Source organism: Tropicimonas isoalkanivorans, assembly GCF_900112335.1.
In the GTDB taxonomy this organism is placed as follows: domain Bacteria; phylum Pseudomonadota; class Alphaproteobacteria; order Rhodobacterales; family Rhodobacteraceae; genus Tropicimonas; species Tropicimonas isoalkanivorans.
In genome coordinates this window covers 98,472-115,655 of the sequence record NZ_FOLG01000011.1, presented here as the reverse complement: position 1 = coordinate 115,655, position 17,184 = coordinate 98,472, and the positions used below count along the sequence as shown (strand labels likewise).

Genomic DNA, 17,184 nt, shown 5'->3' with positions numbered 1-17,184 from the left:
CTCCCGTTGGGCCAGGCGCACCTTCGGTGCGCGGGCCACGCTTAGGGCTCGGACGGGCGGTCGAACGGATTGTCAACGTATCCCACGCCGGACAGATACAATCCATGGGGCGGGCAGACAGGGCCGCAGGCGGCGCGGTCTTTTGCTTGCAAGGCGCGGCGCACGTCCTCCGGCGTCCAGGCGCCGGCGCCCACCCGTTCGAGCGTGCCGACAAAGCTGCGCACCTGGTTGTGCAGGAATGACCGCGCGCGAACATAGAAGTGGATCTCCGGGCCCAGAGGCGTTTCAACCCATTCGATATCGAGCTGATCAAGGGTTCGCACGGGGCTGTCGGCCTGGCACTCGGTGGCACGGAAGGTGGTGAAGTCGTGGCGGCCGAGGAGGTATCGCGCGGCCTCCTGCATCGGCGCTATGCGCAGGGGGTGGGCGACCTGCCAGACCTTTCCTGCGAGCAGCGCCGCCGGCGCCCTTCGGGGGAGAAGGCGAAAGAGATAGCGTCGTTCATGAGCCGAGAACCGGGCGTGCCAGTCGCCCGATACCGGGGCCGCGGCCAGAATTGCGACTGGCGACGGTTTGAGGTGGTAGTTCAGCGCCTCTGACAACCGGAATGGGTCCCAAGCGCGTGCCATGTCCACATGGGCGACCTGCGCGAGCGCATGCACGCCGGCATCGGTACGGCCTGCAGCGGCGATCGTCACCTGTTGTTGCTGAAGCCGCGAGATGGCTGTCTCGATGGCCTGCTGGACCGAAGGGTGCTCCTTCTGCCGTTGCCAGCCGGAGAAAGGCGCGCCGTTGTATTCGATCTTCAGGGCATAACGTGGCATGGGCGGCGCTTAGCGCGGCGCGCGCGCGCTGTCCATCCGGTGTGCGTGGTGTCTGCGCCGAAGGCCGCTGCGCGGCCTGCCTCCGGCGGGGATATTTCGGGACACAAGAAGCTAAGAGCGTTGGGCGGACCGGCCCCCGTTTGGGCCAAGTGGCCGCCGGGGCGTTTGCGCGTGGCCTCTAGGCAGGCGTGCTGGGGGCCCTATGTTGAAAGAAGCAGATAAGAGGGACGAACGGTTGGTTATTGGTCGCATCGCCGATGAGCTCGTGCAGGGCGTGGAGAACGCCGGAAACGCGCTGTCGGAAGTCTTCTTCGAGCCGTCGATCCGGCTGGGGGTGACGGGGCTGGCGCGGGCGGGGAAGACGGTCTTCATTACGTCGCTGGTCGCCAACCTTATGGACCGTGGCCGGATGCCGGGCCTGGCGGCCGCGGCGGAGGGGCGGATCGTGTCGGCCTGGTTGCAGCCGCAGCCCGACGATACAGTGCCGCGTTTTGCATTCGAGGATCATCTGGGCGCGCTGACCGGGGCCGAGCCGCATTGGCCGGAGCCGACGAGTTCGATTTCCGAATTGCGGCTTTCGCTCCGGATCCAGCCGCAGGGTATGTTCAGCGCGTTTTCCGGGCCACGGACGGTCCACCTCGACATCATCGACTATCCCGGCGAATGGCTGCTCGATCTGGAGTTGCTCGACCGGAGTTACGATGCGTGGTCCGAGGCGGTTCTGGCGCTGGCCCGGACCCGGACGGAGGCGTCGGAATTCCTTGCAGCCCTGGACGCGACGGACGCGGCCGCGCGGTTCGAAGAGCCCACGGCGCAGGCCTTGGCGCGAAGTTATACTGGCTATCTGCGCTCCGCGCGGGAGTCCGGGTACTCGGACTGCACGCCAGGGCGGTTTCTGATGCCGGGGGAAATGGAAGGCTCGCCCGCGCTGACCTTTGTGCCCATGCCGGCCGGTGATGGATCCTCTGCCCGGGGATCGCTGCGGCGCGAGATGCATCGGCGTTACGAGGCGTATAAGTCGCGAGTCGTCAAGCCGTTCTTCCGGGAGCATTTTGCGCGGATCGATCGGCAGGTCGTTCTGGTGGATCTGCTCGGCGCGATCCATGCCGGGCCGCGCGCCATGGAGGATTTGGGCCGCGCGATGGACAACATCCTGGGCGCATTCCGGCCCGGGGCGAATGCGTGGCTGGCGCGATTGCTCGGACAAAAGCGGGTGGACCGGATTCTTTTTGCCGCGACGAAGGCGGACCATATTCATCACAGCCAGCATGGGCGCATGACGGCGATCCTGGAGGCGCTTTTGCGCCAGGCCCGCGACCGTGCCGACTTTGCCGGTGCGAAGACGCGCGCCATGGCGATTGCCGCGCTTCGGGCCACTGTGGAGGAGACGCGCGTCGTGAATGGCGAAAGCCTCGACATGGTGCGCGGGCGTCTGCTGGAGACCGGGCGGGAGGCAGTGCTGTTTCCGGGCACGCTGCCGGAAGATCCCTCGCGCCTGACCGGACCGGCGCGGGAAGGCGCGGAGCGCTGGCTCGACGGCGACTATTCGGTGATGCACTTCGCGCCCGCCTCCCAGACGCGCAAGCCCGGCCTGGGTCCGCCCCACATCCGACTGGACCAGGCCGCGGAGTTCCTGATTGGGGACCGGCTGCGATGATGGGGCAGGCCATAGCGAGGAACCGCCGCCGCCCGTCGGCGTCCGAGGCTAGGGGGCCGTCTTGGCGGCGTCCGCAGGAGGCACGATCATGAGCGATACACCGAGGCGACCCGTCCTCATCGACATCGAGGAGGGTGACGGGCCGGTGGCGCCGGGGCCGGCGGAGGCGCCCCCGGTTCCCGATCTCGTCACGGACCTGCCTCAGGGGCAGGCGATGCAGACGGTGGTCGCGGTGGGTGCACGGCGCGTCTCGCCCCTTGCCCGGTTGTTCTGGGGGGCTTTGGTCTCGCTGGTGACCTTTGCCGCAACCGTCGCGGCTTGGGATTTCGTGACCGGGCTGCTGACGCGAAACACGTTCCTCGGCACCCTTGCGCTTGGGCTGGTTGTGCTGCTTGGGCTTTCCATCCTGGGCCTGGCGCTGCGGGAGATTGCGGGGTTCTTTCGGCTCGGCCGGCTGGATGTGATCCATGCCGACGCGAGTGCCGCGCTGGCGGCGCACGACCTTGGGGCTGCGCGCAAGGTGGTCGACCGGCTCGAAGGGCTCTACGGGGCGCGGCGCGAGCTGGACCTGGGCCGGAAACGATTGGCGGAACGGGCGGAGGAGCAGTTCGACGCCGACGCGTTGCTCGGATTGGCTGAAGTGGAGCTTATGGCCCTGCTCGATGCTGCGGCGAGACGGGAGGTGGAGACCGCGGCGCGGCAGGTTGCGACGGTCACGGCGATCGTTCCGCTGGCGCTGGCAGACATGATGACGGCCCTGGTCTCCACCGTGCGCATGATCCGTCGGGTGGGGGAGATCTATGGCGGTCGCTCGGGCACCCTTGGCAGCCTTCGCCTGACCCGCTCCGTCCTGACACACTTGGTCGCCACGGGCGCGGTGGCTGTGGGCGACGACCTGATACACTCCGTGGCGGGTGGCGGGCTGCTCAGCCGGGTCTCGCGGCGGTTCGGCGAAGGGGTGGTCAACGGCGCGCTGACGGCGCGCGTCGGTCTGGCCGCGATCGAGGTCTGCAGGCCGCTGCCGTTCATGCGGCTGAAGAAGCCGTCTGTTTCGTCGCTGGTAAAACGGGCGCTGAGTGGGCTGTTCGGAACGGAAGGGTAGGGCCACCATGAACGGCTCGCGGATGGTTTCGTCTCTGGCAGTACCGGGGCGTACGGCACACGTGCGTTACGTTGTTCTGGCGTATGGATGATACGTCCGGTGGAGCTTTCGGGCCAACATTCCCTGCGCGGGAGGCTTCTGCCGGGGGCGACATGACTGCTTGCGGAATGGTCCTGACGATTGATGCGGGCGGCATTTCTGGTAGGGTCGCTGGGCGGACGCCGAGCCGCAGGCGAGTATCCGGGGGGAGACGTGGATAGCTATACCGAACGCAACGGCCTGAATGTCGAGGAAACGCTGGCGCGGTTGGTCGAGGAGGACGTGATACCCGGCACCGGACTAGACGCGGATCGTGTCTGGGCGGGCCTTGCCGACATGGTGGAGGCGTTCGGAGAGCGCAACAAGACCCTCCTCAAGGAGCGCGGTCGCATCCATCAGAAGATTGACGCCTGGCATATCCGGCGTCGCGACGAACCCATCGACCCGAAAGCCTACGAAGATTACCTGCGAGAAATCGGGTATCTCGTGCCGGAGCCGGCGCCCTTCACCATCGAGACCGCCAATATCGACCCGGAATTCAGCCGGATCGCCGGGCCGCAGCTTGTGGTGCCGGTAACGAACGCGCGGTATGCCCTGAACGCCGCCAATGCCCGTTGGGGCAGCCTTTACGATGCCCTTTATGGCACAGACGCTCTGGGCAGCCTGCCGCCCGAAGGCGGATACGACCCCGAGCGTGGCCAACAAGTGATCCGTTGGGCCAAGAAGCACCTGGACCGGGTCGTGCCGCTGGCGGCAGGCCGGTGGAAGGAGGTGGCGGGCTTCACCTTCGATGGACCGATCCTCGGGCTCAAGCATTCGGCCGGATTGACGGCGCTGGACGACCCGTCGGCCTTCGCCGGAACGGTGCGAGCCGAGGACGGCACGTTGGAGGAGCTGATCCTGAAGGTCCACGGCCTGCACATCCGTATTGTCATCGACCCCACCACGGAGGTGGGCGCGAGCGATCCGGCGGGGATATCGGACGTCATCCTGGAGGCCGCCATTTCCACGATCATGGATATGGAGGACAGCGTCGCCTGTGTCGACGGGCCGGACAAGGCGCAGGCCTATGGAAACTGGCTGGGCCTGATGAAGGGCGACCTGACGGCGGACGTCGCCAAGGGCGGGCAAACCTTCACCCGCTCGCTCAACGCGGACATCCAGTATGAGGCGCCGGACGGCACGCCGGAGGTGCTGCGCGGGCGCTCGCTCATGTTGGTCCGCAACGTCGGCCACTTGATGACGACCCCTGCGGTCCTTGATGCGGCTGGAGGGGAAATCTACGAGGGCCTTCTCGATGCCCTGATCTCTGTCCTGATCGCGTTGCACGACCTGCGACGCGAGGGCGGTCCGGTCAACTCGCCGGCGGGCTCGGTCTATGTGGTCAAGCCCAAGATGCACGGCCCGGAAGAGGTGCGCTTCGCCTGCGAGATCTTCGCCAAGGTCGAGGAAATCCTCGGACTCGAGCCCAACACGGTCAAGGTCGGCATCATGGATGAGGAACGGCGAACCTCGGCCAACCTTGCCGCCTGCATCGAGGCGGCGAAGAAGCGGGTGTGCTTCATCAACACGGGCTTCCTCGACCGGACGGGGGACGAGACCTCCACCTCCATGGAGGCGGGCCCGATGGTGCCGAAGGCAGAGATGAAGAACGCGGCCTGGCTGTCGGCCTATGAAACCCGGAACGTCGATATCGGGCTGTCCTGCGGGCTCAAGGGGCGCGCGCAGATCGGCAAGGGGATGTGGGCCGCGCCGGACCGGATGGCCGACATGCTGGACCAGAAGATCGGCCACCCCCTCTCAGGGGCCACCTGCGCCTGGGTCCCCAGCCCGACCGCGGCGACGCTTCACGCCACGCATTACCACGTCGTCGACGTCTTCCACCGCCTCGACGAGATCGAAGCGGAAATAAAAGAGAGGGGGCCGCGGGCCTCGCTGGATGCCTTGCTGACGATCCCGGTTCTCAATCGCACGCTGAGCGAGGACGAAATCGAGACGGAAGTGGAGAACTGCTGCCAGGGCATCCTCGGCTACGTCGTTCGGTGGGTAAATTCGGGGGTCGGTTGCTCCAAGGTGCCCGACATCAACGACGTCGGGCTGATGGAGGACCGTGCGACCTGCCGGATCTCCAGCCAGGCACTGGTCAACTGGCTCCATCATGGGGTCGTGGACGAGACGCGGGTGATGAACGCGATGCGTCGAATGGCCGAAAAGGTCGATGCGCAGAACGCGGGCGATCCGGAATATCGCCCCATGGCGCCGAAGTTCGGAAGCCACGCGTTCCAGGCGGCGTGCGATCTGGTCTTCAACGACGGCAATTGGCCGTCTGGATACACAGAGCCGACGTTGCATCATCGCAGGCGCCAGGTGAAGGCCAAGGAGGCTCGCAAGGCCGCCAACGCGCCGGCCAGCTGACGCAGGGACGATGACCCAAACGCCGCGGCAGAAACACGGGGAGCGCGCAGCTTCGCAGGAGCGAACCTGACCTATGGGCGCAATCTTCGGCCTCCTGAACCGCCGGGGTGGGGTGGTCTCGCGCGAAAGCCTCGTGCCGATGGCGAAGGACCTCGCCACGCGCGCACCGGACGGCACGCGGTATTTTGTTGACGGCGCGGCCGCCCTCGGCAACGGACACAACCTGACCACGCCTGACGCCGTGCGCGACGAGCAGCCGCTCCGCCATCCTCCGACCGGCTGCACACTCACCGCCGACATACGCCTCGATAACCGCGAGGAACTGCTGACGGCATTGGACTGCCGCCATCCGGCCTCGGACGCGGAACTGACACTTCTGGCGTACCTCAAATGGGGGCGCGACTGTGTGGACCACTTGCTGGGCGATTTTGCCTTCGCGATCTGGGATCCACGGGACCAGACCCTCTTTGCCGCGCGCGACCACATGGGCATGAAGCCCTTTGCCTATTTCGCAAACGACGGCTGGTTCGTGTTCGGCTCCACGCCGATGTCGGTGGTCGCCGCGCCGATGGTCCCGCGGAAACTGTATGAACCACGGATCGCGGATTTCCTCCTCGACGATCAGATCCCGCTGGAAGGGATCGACCACGAATCCACGTTCTGGCAAGACGTCTACCGTCTCCCGCCCGGGCACCGGATGATCGTTTCGTCCCATACCGTGGACCTATCGCGATACTGGCAGCCGACGGCGCTGTCCCACAGCGACAAGACAAGCGATGGGGATTACGAGGCCCACTTCCTCGAGGTCTTCGATGAGGCCGTCCGATGTCGCTTACGAATGTCGAAGCCGGGTGGGATCATGCTCAGCGGCGGGCTGGACTCTGGCTCCGTGGCGGCGGCGGCTGTGTTGTCGGCCGGACGACCGCCACTCCGGACATTTTCGGGCGTGACGGACGACCCGACGTTCATCGAGACGGCCATGATCAGGCGCAATCAGGAGACCTGCGGATTGCAGCCGGTTGACGTGCCGCTCACGGATGTATCCCGACATGCGAACCAGGCGCTGGCGGACCTGCTTAAGACGGAGGAACCCTTCAACTTCACGGCCACCATGCCGCGGCAGGTCTACCGAACCGCCGCGGATCATGGCGTTTCGGTCATGCTGGATGGCGTGATGGGCGATGTGGTGACCTCCACAGGCTCGATGATCTTGCGGTTGGTCCGATCAGGGCACGTATTGACGGCCTACCGGGATTGCATCGGCGAAGCGGATTTCGCTCGGCAATCCTCGTTGAGTGGGGCACTCAAATTCGGCCGCGTCGTACGGCGCGTCCTCATGCCGTCCGCGGTGAGGCATCTTCGAAGCGCGCATTGGAACCGGCACGCCCCGGCCGAGATCATTGCCCGGTCGACCATCGACCCGGTTTTTGCAAAACGCGTCGACGCCATCGGCCGCATACGCGCGATGCGGGCATCACTGGAACGGCGGACTCCCTACGACAGGGAAGCCGAAGCGATGGCGACAATGGTCTTTCCCTTCATTTCATCAGCTCGGGAAGGATACGACCGCATCGCGGCAGCCTGGGGCATCGAATGCCGCGACCCATATACGGACAGGCGCCTCGTGGAGTTCTGCATCGGTTTGCCAGACGACCAGAAACGCCGGCGCGGGTGGCCGAAACACATCGTTCGCCGGGCAATGGCGGATAGGATGCCCGAGGACCTCAGGTGGCGCCGGGGGTTCCAGCACGTCGGTCGGCGGTTCAACAATGCTCTGGAAGAGGCCATTCCCAAAGATCGTGTTCAGGCCGCGCGGCTGTCCGTCAGAGAATACATGAAGCCGCCCGCCGGGTCGTCAGCGGAAAACCATACCTTAATGGCCTTGACACTTGAGAAATTTCTAGAACGTGTCTAAAGGTTAACGAGACTGCATTATTGGCTAATCGGGTCTGACATGAATAATGGATTTGTGACGACGGCATCGTCTGACGACGTAAGCTCCCTCAAAGCTTACCAGGCGCCGAGACTGAGCGAACTGGGCGGATTGTCCGAGTTGACGCTCGCAGGGTCGGCCGGAAACAGGGAAAATAGTGGTGCGGACGATCAGACCATCAGAAGGCCCAACGTCTGAAGATGCTTGAAAGCATCTGCGGCGCGTAACGAGCTTGGTTTAGCGCCGCCGGAGCCGGAGGGCTCCTGCCGCGCCGATGGGGCGAGTGTATCGTCATGCCGCAAATTCAGGATCTAATTGTGGGGACCGCACCCTATCGGGAGCCTTTGGCAGGCTGGTCTTTCGGATTTGATTGCGATCCTGGCCAGATCGGAGCCGAGGTGGCCCGGGTAACGCACCCGGCAACGGACTTTTCCTTTCGTCGGCATGAGATCACCGCCGAGGCCGCTCATAAAGGAGCGACGGAGCCAATTTCATGCTGGGATGGTGACGTGCTGCGCTTCGTCCTCGATACTTGGTCCCGACATGTCCGGATGCCCGATCACTTTCGGCATAGCCCGGCAGCCCTCGACCACTTGGTCTCCGACGACATCATTCCTCGTATCCTGTCGCACGAACGTATCGCGACACTGCACATGTCTGCCGTGCGGCTCGGTGGGGCGGCGGTTGCCTTTTGCGGGCGGTCCGGGCAGGGCAAGTCCACGCTCGCCGCTGCGATGATGCGGGCGGGGCATGCGTTGCTGACAGACGACTGTCTGACGCTGACGCCGCTGGCCGATGGCGTCATCGCAAGAGGGCTCTCGGCCTCTCTTCGGGTTTGGCCGCAGACCTTCGAGGCGATGTTCGCTGAGGATGGGATTGTCTCGGGGGAGGCCGGTCCACCGGGCAAGCTTCGGGTGGATCTGGATGGCGACGCCGCGGCGGAGGCCGGACCGCTCGACGCGATCTACGTTTTGCAGCCCGCACAGGACTCTGGCGACGAGATAAAAAGCCTACGCCTGTCGCCCGCAGAGGCTTGCGGACATCTCGTGCGCAACAGTTTCGGGATCGACCTCTGGTCGGCCGACTGGAAGGCGTGGCTCATCGGGAGTTGTGCCGAGATCGCCGCCCGGGTGCCCGTGTTCACCTTGTCCTATCCGCGCCGTTTCGACTGCCTCCCGAAGGTGATAGACCACCTGGAGACACGACACATGGACAGTTTGGCGGGACGGGCGCCGTGATACGAGTATTTAGGGAGTGCGGGCAATGACGGTTGGTTTGGACGACGACGATCGGTTTCGGGTGCCTCAGAACGTCCTTCCGCGGACGGTGGGCGAGGAAATGGTGATCCTCGACCTGAACTCCGACCGGTATTTCGGCCTAAACCGAAGCGGTGCCTTCATCTGGAGCCTTTTCGCGGACGGCAGTACAGTGGGTGCCATCATCAGCACCGTCGCGGCGGAATTCGACGTCGCCCAGGCCGACGTGCGTTCGGACCTGGAGGCCCTCGTTTCCGAGCTTCGCGAGCGCGGTTTGATCGAGCCTGCGGGCTGAAGCGTCCGGTCTGCCTCTACCCGACGTCAGCAGCACGAAATAGCGCCCCATCGGCAAGCGCCACGTCCGCAATCGGCTCGTAGCGAGCGACATTTTCGGCCGTATCGTTGATCGGCCGACCGTCCGCTTCGAGCCAGGCGTGGGCCGCGAATGGCCCCTCCGAAGTGCGAATGCCAATCCGGAGCGTGGTCTCGGTATTCCGCGATCTGAGCCAGCGTTGCAGGAAAACCGAGCGGGTGAGGCAGGTGGCCCGGACAAGGCGCATCCCGGCCACTCTGTTCACGACCGCCCCATAACCGGTGAGGACATCGTATTCCGGCAAAACTGGCGTCGACATGGGATAGGTGGGCGCGGACAGCGTTTTGCTCAGCCCGTCAATCTTGATGCGCCGCTGCAGGCGGGGCAGGCCGACCGACGCCTCCGCCGCCAGCCGGCGGTGCGGACCGTCGAGCGTGAGCAGGAACCGAAGGAAATCACTCCCCCGCATGCGCTTTCCGTTCCTGCGGCAGGTCCGAGGAGAAGACGTGGCCATTCTCCACAGTGAGGCAAAGGTCGACGGCGTCGAATACCTTGGGCGTATGGCCGACGATGATGACTGTCCGGCCGGCAAAAGCCTCCGCGCAGGTCGAAAAGAACGCGTCTTCACCTTCGAGGTCGAACATGGCTGTTGCCTCGTCGAGCAGAAGGATCGGCGGATCGCACAGAAGCGCACGCGCGAGCGCGAGGCGTTGCCGCTGCCCACCGGAGAGCCGCACGCCGTTCTCGCCAATCGCGGTCTCATAGCCCCTATCAAGAGATTGGATGAAGTCATGTGCCAAGGCGCGCCGGGCGGCGGCAATCACGGCCTCCTCGGGAGCATCGGGGCGGCCGTAGGCGATGTTGTCCCGGACGGATCCGTCCACCAGTTGGACCTGTTGAGAGACGACGATCACGTTCCGCCGGAGGACCGTGAGATCCTGCTCGGAGGTCGGCTGCCCGCCGACCAGAACGGTGCCGTCGGAGGGGAGATAGAGGCCCTCGATCAGCTTCAGAACGGTGCTCTTTCCGGCGCCGTTGCGGCCCAGCAGGCCGGCCACGGTGCCCTCGCGGATCGTGAAGCTGACCTCATCGAGGACTCTCGTGCCGTTCGGGTAACAGAACCCCACATCGAGAAACGAGATCTCTCCGGTCAGCCTTGGCGTCTCCGCCCAATCCGGCGGCAGGTCTTCGGGCGCGAGCCTGAGGACGTCGTCGAGCCGCGCAACGCTGCCCCGTGCAATCTGAACCATGCCCCAGGACCCCGCCAAACCGCTCAGCGGACGGATGATCATCCCGGAATAGAGCAGCAACGCCGTCCATTCGGATGTGGACAGGCCGGAGCCGGACAGACGCGCGCCAATCGCCCAGAAGAGCAGAAGCACCGCAGCTCCTGACAGGAACTGGATCGCGGGCCGGAGCGCCGCTTCCCGATGTTCGAGCCGGCAGCGCAGGTCGCGGGCATCGGCCACGGCCTCGGCGAACCGCAGATCCTCCAGCGGCTCTCGGCCGAAGGACTTGATCGTGCGGATCATTCCGATGGTCTCTTCCAACCGGTCGAGGACCTGCCCCTCGGCATCCCGGAGTTCAAGCGAGAGTGGCCGGAAATGCCGTGCCAACAATCTGAAGGCGATAATGGCCACCGGAATGACGACCAGAATCGGCAGCGCCAAGGCCACATCGAGGCTCAGCATGGCGACCGACGCCCCAGCGAGGGTCACCAGAAGCGGCACCATCGAGACCGCAAAGCTGGTCATGAACTGGCCGACGAAGTCCACATCCCGGACGAGGACCGACATCGTTGCGCCGCGGGGCCGGCTCTCATGGAAGTCCAACGGCAGGCGCTGCACGTGGGCGTAAACGGTGCGTCGGAGTTCCGCCAATACGTGCGTCGCGAGCCGCTCCGAGCGGACATTGCTGAGGTAGGTCAGGCCATTCTGCACGGCGAGAAATGCCAAGGTGGCCAGCAGCAGCGCGGGGGATACCTCGACCGCGTCACCCACCAGCCCCGCCACGATCCGCCCCGCCGCCAGCGGGAGTGCCAGACCAGCGAGACTTCCTGAAGCGATAAGCAAAGCGACCAGAAGGAACTGCCCTGCGCGCGGGCGCAGGAGCCGTAGGGCAAGCGCCTTCATCGCATCAGTCTCCACTGGCGCAGGCCCGACACCGCACGGCGCGCATAGAGCCACGGTACCTTCCATGCCGGCGCGGCACCATATTTCGCGGCGAGGCGTGCGCGGTCGGGCAGGACGACCTGCCAGAGGAAACGAAGCGCGTCGGCGGGCGGCCGGATCGCCAGTTCCTGGCGGAAGCGCTGTGTGCGGGATGCCGAAAGGTAGTCGGAGAGCGCGCCGTTGGGCAATGTGTTCAACGTGGCGGTGACGGGCTGCGGAACCAAGCCGCCAAACTTGGCTTCGACCTTATTCAGGCTGGATCGCGCGACCCCGGCAAGCCCCCGTACTTCCACGCCGCGCAGGAAGGACGCCCAGCCCGCTTCGCCGAGGCGCCGGGCAATGAGTGCCATGTCGTCGAGCCAGATCATCCGCGCGCCACTCCGGTGCGCCTGATCGAGCGCCATGTGCATGATCGCGAAGCACAGCAGATCGGCGGAGGACGGCGCGCGAGCGGCCGGGTGAAGCCGGGGGACCGGCTGGCTGTCCGCCAGCATCGGGTCGAACTCAAAGGCGCGGCTGATGACCTCGGAATTGGCGGCGCGCCAGTGGAGGTCGATCTCGAGGCTCATGCCGTGGCGGGTGATCGCGTGCGTGTGCTGATAGACCGGCGCGTAGACCGGCGAGGTTTGGAAGCCGAGGCTTGCCAGACAGCTTTCGGCATCTGACAGGCGATCCTCCGGCACGAAGAGGTCCGTATCGCAGCGCGGGCGCGCCGCCGGGTCCTCGTGGAACAGGTAAGCCACTGCTGTGCCCTTGAGGACCAGAAATGGGATTTCAGCCGCAGCGAATGCGTCGAACACCTCGCGCAAAAGGGTGCGGTGGACCTCTTCGTGCACGGCATCGGCCATAGCCATCCGGGAGACGGCGCCTGCCAGGTCCGGTCCGGCTGCGGCCTGGAAGGATGGCGTGGCATTCAGGATGCCCTGCACCCCGTGGTATCGGACACGCTTAAGGAATGGGCCGAGTTCGGGGCCGGGAAGGGCGGCATCCCCGCCGTGGGGCGTCATGTACGAACCTATGAACGCATCGAGGCGGGCGAATTCGTTTGTCGTATCGCGATCCGGGCCTTTAGATGTCCGTGCCACGTGCTTGATCCCGTTTCCCAACGCGCCCTTCAGTGTCGTGACCTATCGGTATCAGCAAGCCCACGTTGCGAAAAGACCGGCCATGTGGCCGGTCCTTTCAAAGATACTGCCGGATGGACGAGCGGGAAGGACACCCCGAATGCTCACGTGCCACAGAAGGGCGGCACGAGAGCGCCAGCCCTTATCAGGCCACATCGAACCTGTCGGCATTCATCACCTTGGCCCAGGCATCTACGAAGTCCTTCACGAACTTCGCCTTGTTGTCGTCCTGGGCGTACACCTCCGCGTAGGCGCGCAGGATGGAGTTGGAGCCAAACACCAGATCGACGCGGGTGGCCGTCCACTTCGTCTCTCCGGAAACCCGGTCGCGGACCTCGTAGGTGGTATCATCCACTGGAACCCAGGTGTTGCCCATGTCCGTCAGGTTGACGAAGAAGTCCTGGGTCAGAGCACCTTCGCGATCGGTAAAGACACCATGCTTCGAGCCGCCGTGGTTGGTGCCGAGCATCCGCATGCCACCCACCAGCACCGTCATCTCCTTGGCGGTCAGGCCCATGAGCTGCGCACGGTCGAGCATGAGCTCCTCCGGAGCGACGGCGTAGTCTTCCTTGACCCAGTTGCGGAAGGCGTCGTGCACCGGTTCGAGAACGTCAAAGCTCTCGGCATCCGTCATCTCGTCGGTTGCATCGCCCCGGCCGGGCTCGAACGGAACAGTCACGTCGACGCCGGCCGCCTTCGCCGCCTGCTCGATGCCGACGCTGCCGCCCAGGACGATGACGTCGGCGATGGAGGCGCCATGCTCCGCCGCAATGGGCCCAAGCACAGACAGCACGCGCGCAAGCCGCTCGGGCTCGTTCCCGGCCCAGTCCTTCTGCGGCGCAAGACGAATGCGGGCCCCGTTGGCGCCGCCCCGCATGTCGGAGCCGCGATAGGTACGGGCGCTGTCCCAGGCGGTTGCGATCAGGTCCGACGCACTCAGGCCGCTCGCCGCGATCTTCGATTTCACACCGCCGATGTCGTAGTGCACGGGGCCGGCGGGCACCGGGTCCTGCCAGATCAGTTCTTCCTGAGGCACATCAGGGCCGACGTAACGCGCCTTCGGCCCCATGTCCCGGTGGGTCAACTTGAACCAGGCGCGGGCGAACGTCTCGGAGAAGTACGCGGGATCCCTCATGAACCGCTGGCAGATCTCGTTGTAGACGGGGTCGACCTTCATCGCCATGTCGGCGTCGGTCATGATCGGCATGCGGCGGATCGACGGGTCTTCCACGTCCACCGGCATGTCCTCTTCGGCGATGTTCACCGGCTCCCACTGAAATGCGCCGGCGGGGCTCTTCTTCAGCTCCCACTCATGGCCAAAGAGCATGTCGAACCAGCCCATGTCCCACTGCGTGGGGTGGGTCGTCCACGCGCCCTCGATGCCGGATACCACGGTGTCGCGCCCGATACCGCGCCCGTTGGTGTTCATCCAGCCGATGCCCTGGCTTTCGATGGTGTTGCCCTCGGGGTCAGCGCTCAGGAAGCCCGCGTCACCGTTGCCATGGCACTTGCCAATGGTGTGCCCGCCGGCGGTAAGAGCTGCGGTCTCCTCGTCATTCATGGCCATCCGGGAAAAGGTCTCGCGGATATGCGCCGCGGTCCTCATCGGATCGGGATTGCCGTTCACCCCCTCGGGGTTGACGTAGATCAGGCCCATCTGAACGGCGGCGAGGGGGCTCTCCATGGTCTCCGGCTGCTCGACATTCTCGTAGCGATTGTCGCTCGCGGCCAGCCATTCCCGCTCGGCGCCCCAATAGGTGTCCTTTTCCGGGTGCCAGATGTCTTCGCGGCCGAAGGCGAAACCGAAGGTCTTCAGACCGGCCACCTCATAGGCAATCGTGCCCGACAGGATCATCAGGTCCGCCCAGCTCACCTTGTTGCCGTACTTCTTCTTGATCGGCCACAGCAACCGACGGCCCTTGTCCGTGTTGACGTTGTCCGGCCAGGAGTTCAGGGGAGCGAAGCGCTGGTTGCCCGTGCCGCCGCCACCGCGCCCATCCGTCATCCGGTAGGACCCCGCCGCGTGCCACGCCACCCGCGCGAACATGCCGACGTAGCTGCCCCAGTCGGCGGGCCACCAATCCTGGCTTTCGTTCATCAGCGCGCGCAGATCATCCTTCAGCGCCTCGACATCCAGCGATTTCAGCTCTTCGCGGTAATCGAAATCCGGACCCATGGGCTGCGTCTTGGTGTCCTGCTGGTGCAGGATGTCCAGATTCAGGGCATTGGGCCACCACGACATGACCGATGTGCCATACGAGGTGTTGGCGCCGTGCATGACCGGGCATTTGCCGGTTCTTTGAATGTCGTTGCCGTCCATGATCGGGGATCCTCCGCGTGTTGTTCTTGTACCGCCACGGGGCGAGGAACGACCTCTGCCCGTCGCGCCGGGATAGTTCTGTGCCCTCACCCGGATTGTTTGAGTAAGAACGATTCTAAGTTGTGGAGATGAGATATCAGACCGGCACGATAAAGCATAATTGCATTTTCTTACATGAGCGATAATCTCAGCTTATGTCTCGCATCTCTCTCAAACACTTACGGTATTTCGATGCGCTGGCCCGTCATGGCCATTTCGGCCGTGCGGCTGAGGATTGCGCCGTGACCCAGCCGGCGTTGTCGGTACAGGTGAAGGAGCTGGAGGGCCTGATCGGCGCGCCCTTGGTCGAGCGAGGCCCACGGCAGACGCGGCTGACCGGGCTGGGGGAAGAATTCGCCGCCCGCGCCGCAGCCATCCTGAGCGCCGTCGACGAACTTCAGGATATGGCCCGCGCGTCGCAGGGGCCCTTGGCGGGGCGGCTTCGGATCGGTGTCATCCCGACGATTGCCCCATACCTGTTGCCGGGAGTCATCCGGCATCTCACCACGCTCTATCCCGGGTTGGACCTTCAACCGCGCGAAGCAGTGACGCAGAAACTGATCGCCCATTTGCTGGAAGCCCGTCTCGATGCCGCAATCGTCGCCCTGCCGATCTCGGAGCCTTCGTTGACCGAGGTGAAGTTGTTCGACGAAGAGTTCGTGCTGGTTCGCCCAGTCTCGGATGCGGACAAGCCCGTGCCGAACGTGGACGCGCTTCAGAAGATGCGGCTGCTGCTGTTGGAAGAAGGGCACTGCTTCCGGGACCAGGCGCTGGAGTTTTGCAAGATCGTTTCGCAGTCGCCACGGGAACTGATGGAGGGCAGTTCGCTCTCGACACTCGTGCAAATGGTCAGCGCCGGGATCGGGGTGACATTGATCCCCGAAATGGCCGCGCCCATCGAACGCCGGTCGGCGCACATCTCGGTCGCCCGCCTGCGTCCGCCGCGGCCCACGCGGACGATCGGAATGATCTGGAGGAAGACGAACCCCCTGGCTGATCAACTTCAGGGCATTGCAGACGTGGTGCGTGACGCCGCCTTGGAGCGTGCCGTCGACGCGGGCCGAGATGCTCTGCTCGCGCCCTGACGCCGCTCTTCGTGCCGGTGTGAACGCTGATGACAGGATGGAAGTGCCCGCAGATCGACAAATAATGGGCGTCCCCTCCCGCCACACGCGTAAAACTATCGAAAATCGAATCGTCTCCGCGCCGTCTACACCTTCGGAGCACCGGACGTGGCATGGGATAAATGAGTTCGGGACTGATCGCGTATGGCAACAATCGACTTCTGGTATTCCATCGGCAGCACCTACAGCTACCTGACCGTCATGCGCCTCGCGCAGATGGCAGACTCGTCCGGAGTTGCGTTCCGTTGGCGGCCCTTCAACGTGCGCCACGTAATGCTCGCGCAGAACAACGTTCCCTTCAAGGACAAGCCGATCAAGTCAGCCTACATGTGGCGGGATATCGAACGCAGGGCGCAGAAGTACGGCTTATCCCCGAGGCTGCCGGCGCCGTATCCTCTGGCCGATCTTCCCTTGGCAAACCAGGTGGCGCTCCTGGGATCGGAGGAAGGCTGGGTCGAAGCTTATACCCGCGCCACGTATCGCCGCTGGTTCGAAGAGGGGCTTCTGGCGGGTGAGGAGCCGAACCTGTCCGCAAGCCTGTCGGAGATCGGTCTTCCCGCAGAACGCATCATCGACACGGCAAAGTCCCCGCGGATCGTCGAGGCGCTTTCAGCCGCGACGGAGGAGGCGATGGCGCTCGGTATATTCGGCGCGCCGAGTTTCGTGGTGGGTGGCGAGGTGTTCTGGGGCGACGACAGGCTGGAAGACGCTGTGGCGTGGGCGAAGCGCTAGCCAGATTCTTCGATAAGTGTCCGCGACTTGGGGTGCACCGGTTCTCTCCCAAACAACACTGGAAGCGGTTGCACCCCTCGCCAACAAGGCACTCGCCACGGGTCATAATCGGACCCTTACGCAGGACCGAAAAAA

Annotated in this window: 14 protein-coding genes; 9 read left to right on the top strand and 5 right to left on the bottom strand. The window is 64.7% G+C overall.

The window, feature by feature from the left end; all coding sequences use genetic code 11:
* Window positions 1–41 precede the first annotated feature (41 nt).
* Window positions 42–824, bottom strand: coding sequence for a tRNA pseudouridine(38-40) synthase TruA (truA, locus tag BM075_RS16780; protein WP_093361849.1), 783 nt, complete (start codon window positions 822–824; stop codon window positions 42–44).
* Window positions 825–1,059: 235 nt separating this feature from the next.
* Here truA and BM075_RS16775 point away from each other — a divergent pair, with 235 nt between their 5' ends.
* From BM075_RS16775 to BM075_RS16750, 7 genes are all read left to right on the top strand, one after another.
* On the top strand, window positions 1,060–2,481 hold the full coding sequence (locus BM075_RS16775) for a YcjX family GTP-binding protein (RefSeq protein WP_093361916.1): 1,422 nt from the start codon (window positions 1,060–1,062) through the stop codon (window positions 2,479–2,481).
* Window positions 2,482–2,569: 88 nt separating this feature from the next.
* Entirely contained in the window at window positions 2,570–3,583 is a 1,014-nt protein-coding gene (locus BM075_RS16770; protein ID WP_093361848.1) for a YcjF family protein, read from the top strand.
* 252 nt (window positions 3,584–3,835) lie between these two features.
* Window positions 3,836–6,037, top strand: a complete 2,202-nt coding sequence (locus tag BM075_RS16765) for a malate synthase G (protein WP_245758884.1) — start codon at window positions 3,836–3,838, stop codon at window positions 6,035–6,037.
* 73 nt (window positions 6,038–6,110) lie between these two features.
* Entirely contained in the window at window positions 6,111–7,952 is a 1,842-nt protein-coding gene (locus BM075_RS16760; protein WP_093361846.1) for an asparagine synthase-related protein, read from the top strand.
* A gap of 39 nt (window positions 7,953–7,991) precedes the next feature.
* On the top strand, window positions 7,992–8,168 hold the full coding sequence (locus BM075_RS25200) for a lasso RiPP family leader peptide-containing protein (RefSeq protein ID WP_143089899.1): 177 nt from the start codon (window positions 7,992–7,994) through the stop codon (window positions 8,166–8,168).
* 311 nt (window positions 8,169–8,479) lie between these two features.
* The gene (locus BM075_RS16755; RefSeq protein ID WP_143089898.1) at window positions 8,480–9,208 is read left to right on the top strand and encodes a phosphoenolpyruvate carboxykinase (ATP); all 729 of its coding nucleotides are present in this window, start codon (window positions 8,480–8,482) and stop codon (window positions 9,206–9,208) included.
* A gap of 25 nt (window positions 9,209–9,233) precedes the next feature.
* Window positions 9,234–9,521, top strand: coding sequence for a PqqD family protein (locus BM075_RS16750; protein WP_093361844.1), 288 nt, complete (start codon window positions 9,234–9,236; stop codon window positions 9,519–9,521).
* 16 nt (window positions 9,522–9,537) lie between these two features.
* Here BM075_RS16750 and BM075_RS24485 read toward each other — a convergent pair whose 3' ends face one another.
* The 4 genes from BM075_RS24485 to katG form a co-directional block, all read right to left on the bottom strand.
* Window positions 9,538–10,008, bottom strand: coding sequence for a lasso peptide biosynthesis B2 protein (locus tag BM075_RS24485; protein ID WP_177208390.1), 471 nt, complete (start codon window positions 10,006–10,008; stop codon window positions 9,538–9,540).
* On the bottom strand, window positions 9,995–11,671 hold the full coding sequence (locus tag BM075_RS16740) for an ABC transporter ATP-binding protein (protein ID WP_177208389.1): 1,677 nt from the start codon (window positions 11,669–11,671) through the stop codon (window positions 9,995–9,997). Before BM075_RS16740 ends, BM075_RS24485 begins: the two co-directional genes overlap by 14 nt.
* Window positions 11,668–12,795 (bottom strand): nucleotidyltransferase family protein, encoded by a 1,128-nt coding sequence (locus tag BM075_RS16735; RefSeq protein WP_143089896.1) that lies wholly within the window; start codon window positions 12,793–12,795, stop codon window positions 11,668–11,670. Before BM075_RS16735 ends, BM075_RS16740 begins: the two co-directional genes overlap by 4 nt.
* Before the next feature lie 184 nt (window positions 12,796–12,979).
* Window positions 12,980–15,154: a catalase/peroxidase HPI gene (gene katG, locus BM075_RS16730; protein ID WP_093361840.1), complete on the bottom strand. Its 2,175-nt coding sequence runs from the start codon at window positions 15,152–15,154 to the stop codon at window positions 12,980–12,982.
* Window positions 15,155–15,348: 194 nt separating this feature from the next.
* Here katG and BM075_RS16725 point away from each other — a divergent pair, with 194 nt between their 5' ends.
* Both BM075_RS16725 and BM075_RS16720 read left to right on the top strand, forming a co-directional pair.
* Complete coding sequence (locus tag BM075_RS16725; protein WP_093361839.1) at window positions 15,349–16,278, top strand: hydrogen peroxide-inducible genes activator; 930 nt, start codon at window positions 15,349–15,351, stop codon at window positions 16,276–16,278.
* A 183-nt stretch (window positions 16,279–16,461) separates the two neighbouring features.
* Window positions 16,462–17,049, top strand: coding sequence for a 2-hydroxychromene-2-carboxylate isomerase (locus BM075_RS16720; RefSeq protein ID WP_093361838.1), 588 nt, complete (start codon window positions 16,462–16,464; stop codon window positions 17,047–17,049).
* The last annotated feature ends 135 nt before the right edge of the window (window positions 17,050–17,184 follow it).

What these genes read in the sequence shown, in the direction of transcription:
- BM075_RS16740 (WP_177208389.1), bottom strand. Translation starts at nt 11,671, where the DNA reads ATGAAGGCGCTTGCCCTACGGCTCCTGCGCCCGCGCGCAGGGCAGTTC.
- truA (WP_093361849.1), bottom strand. Translation starts at nt 824, where the DNA reads ATGCCACGTTATGCCCTGAAGATCGAATACAACGGCGCGCCTTTCTCC.
- BM075_RS16750 (WP_093361844.1), top strand. Translation starts at nt 9,234, where the DNA reads ATGACGGTTGGTTTGGACGACGACGATCGGTTTCGGGTGCCTCAGAAC.
- BM075_RS16720 (WP_093361838.1), top strand. Translation starts at nt 16,462, where the DNA reads ATGGCAACAATCGACTTCTGGTATTCCATCGGCAGCACCTACAGCTAC.
- katG (WP_093361840.1), bottom strand. Translation starts at nt 15,154, where the DNA reads ATGGACGGCAACGACATTCAAAGAACCGGCAAATGCCCGGTCATGCAC.
- BM075_RS16760 (WP_093361846.1), top strand. Translation starts at nt 6,111, where the DNA reads ATGGGCGCAATCTTCGGCCTCCTGAACCGCCGGGGTGGGGTGGTCTCG.
- BM075_RS16725 (WP_093361839.1), top strand. Translation starts at nt 15,349, where the DNA reads ATGTCTCGCATCTCTCTCAAACACTTACGGTATTTCGATGCGCTGGCC.
- BM075_RS16770 (WP_093361848.1), top strand. Translation starts at nt 2,570, where the DNA reads ATGAGCGATACACCGAGGCGACCCGTCCTCATCGACATCGAGGAGGGT.
- BM075_RS25200 (WP_143089899.1), top strand. Translation starts at nt 7,992, where the DNA reads ATGAATAATGGATTTGTGACGACGGCATCGTCTGACGACGTAAGCTCC.
- BM075_RS24485 (WP_177208390.1), bottom strand. Translation starts at nt 10,008, where the DNA reads ATGCGGGGGAGTGATTTCCTTCGGTTCCTGCTCACGCTCGACGGTCCG.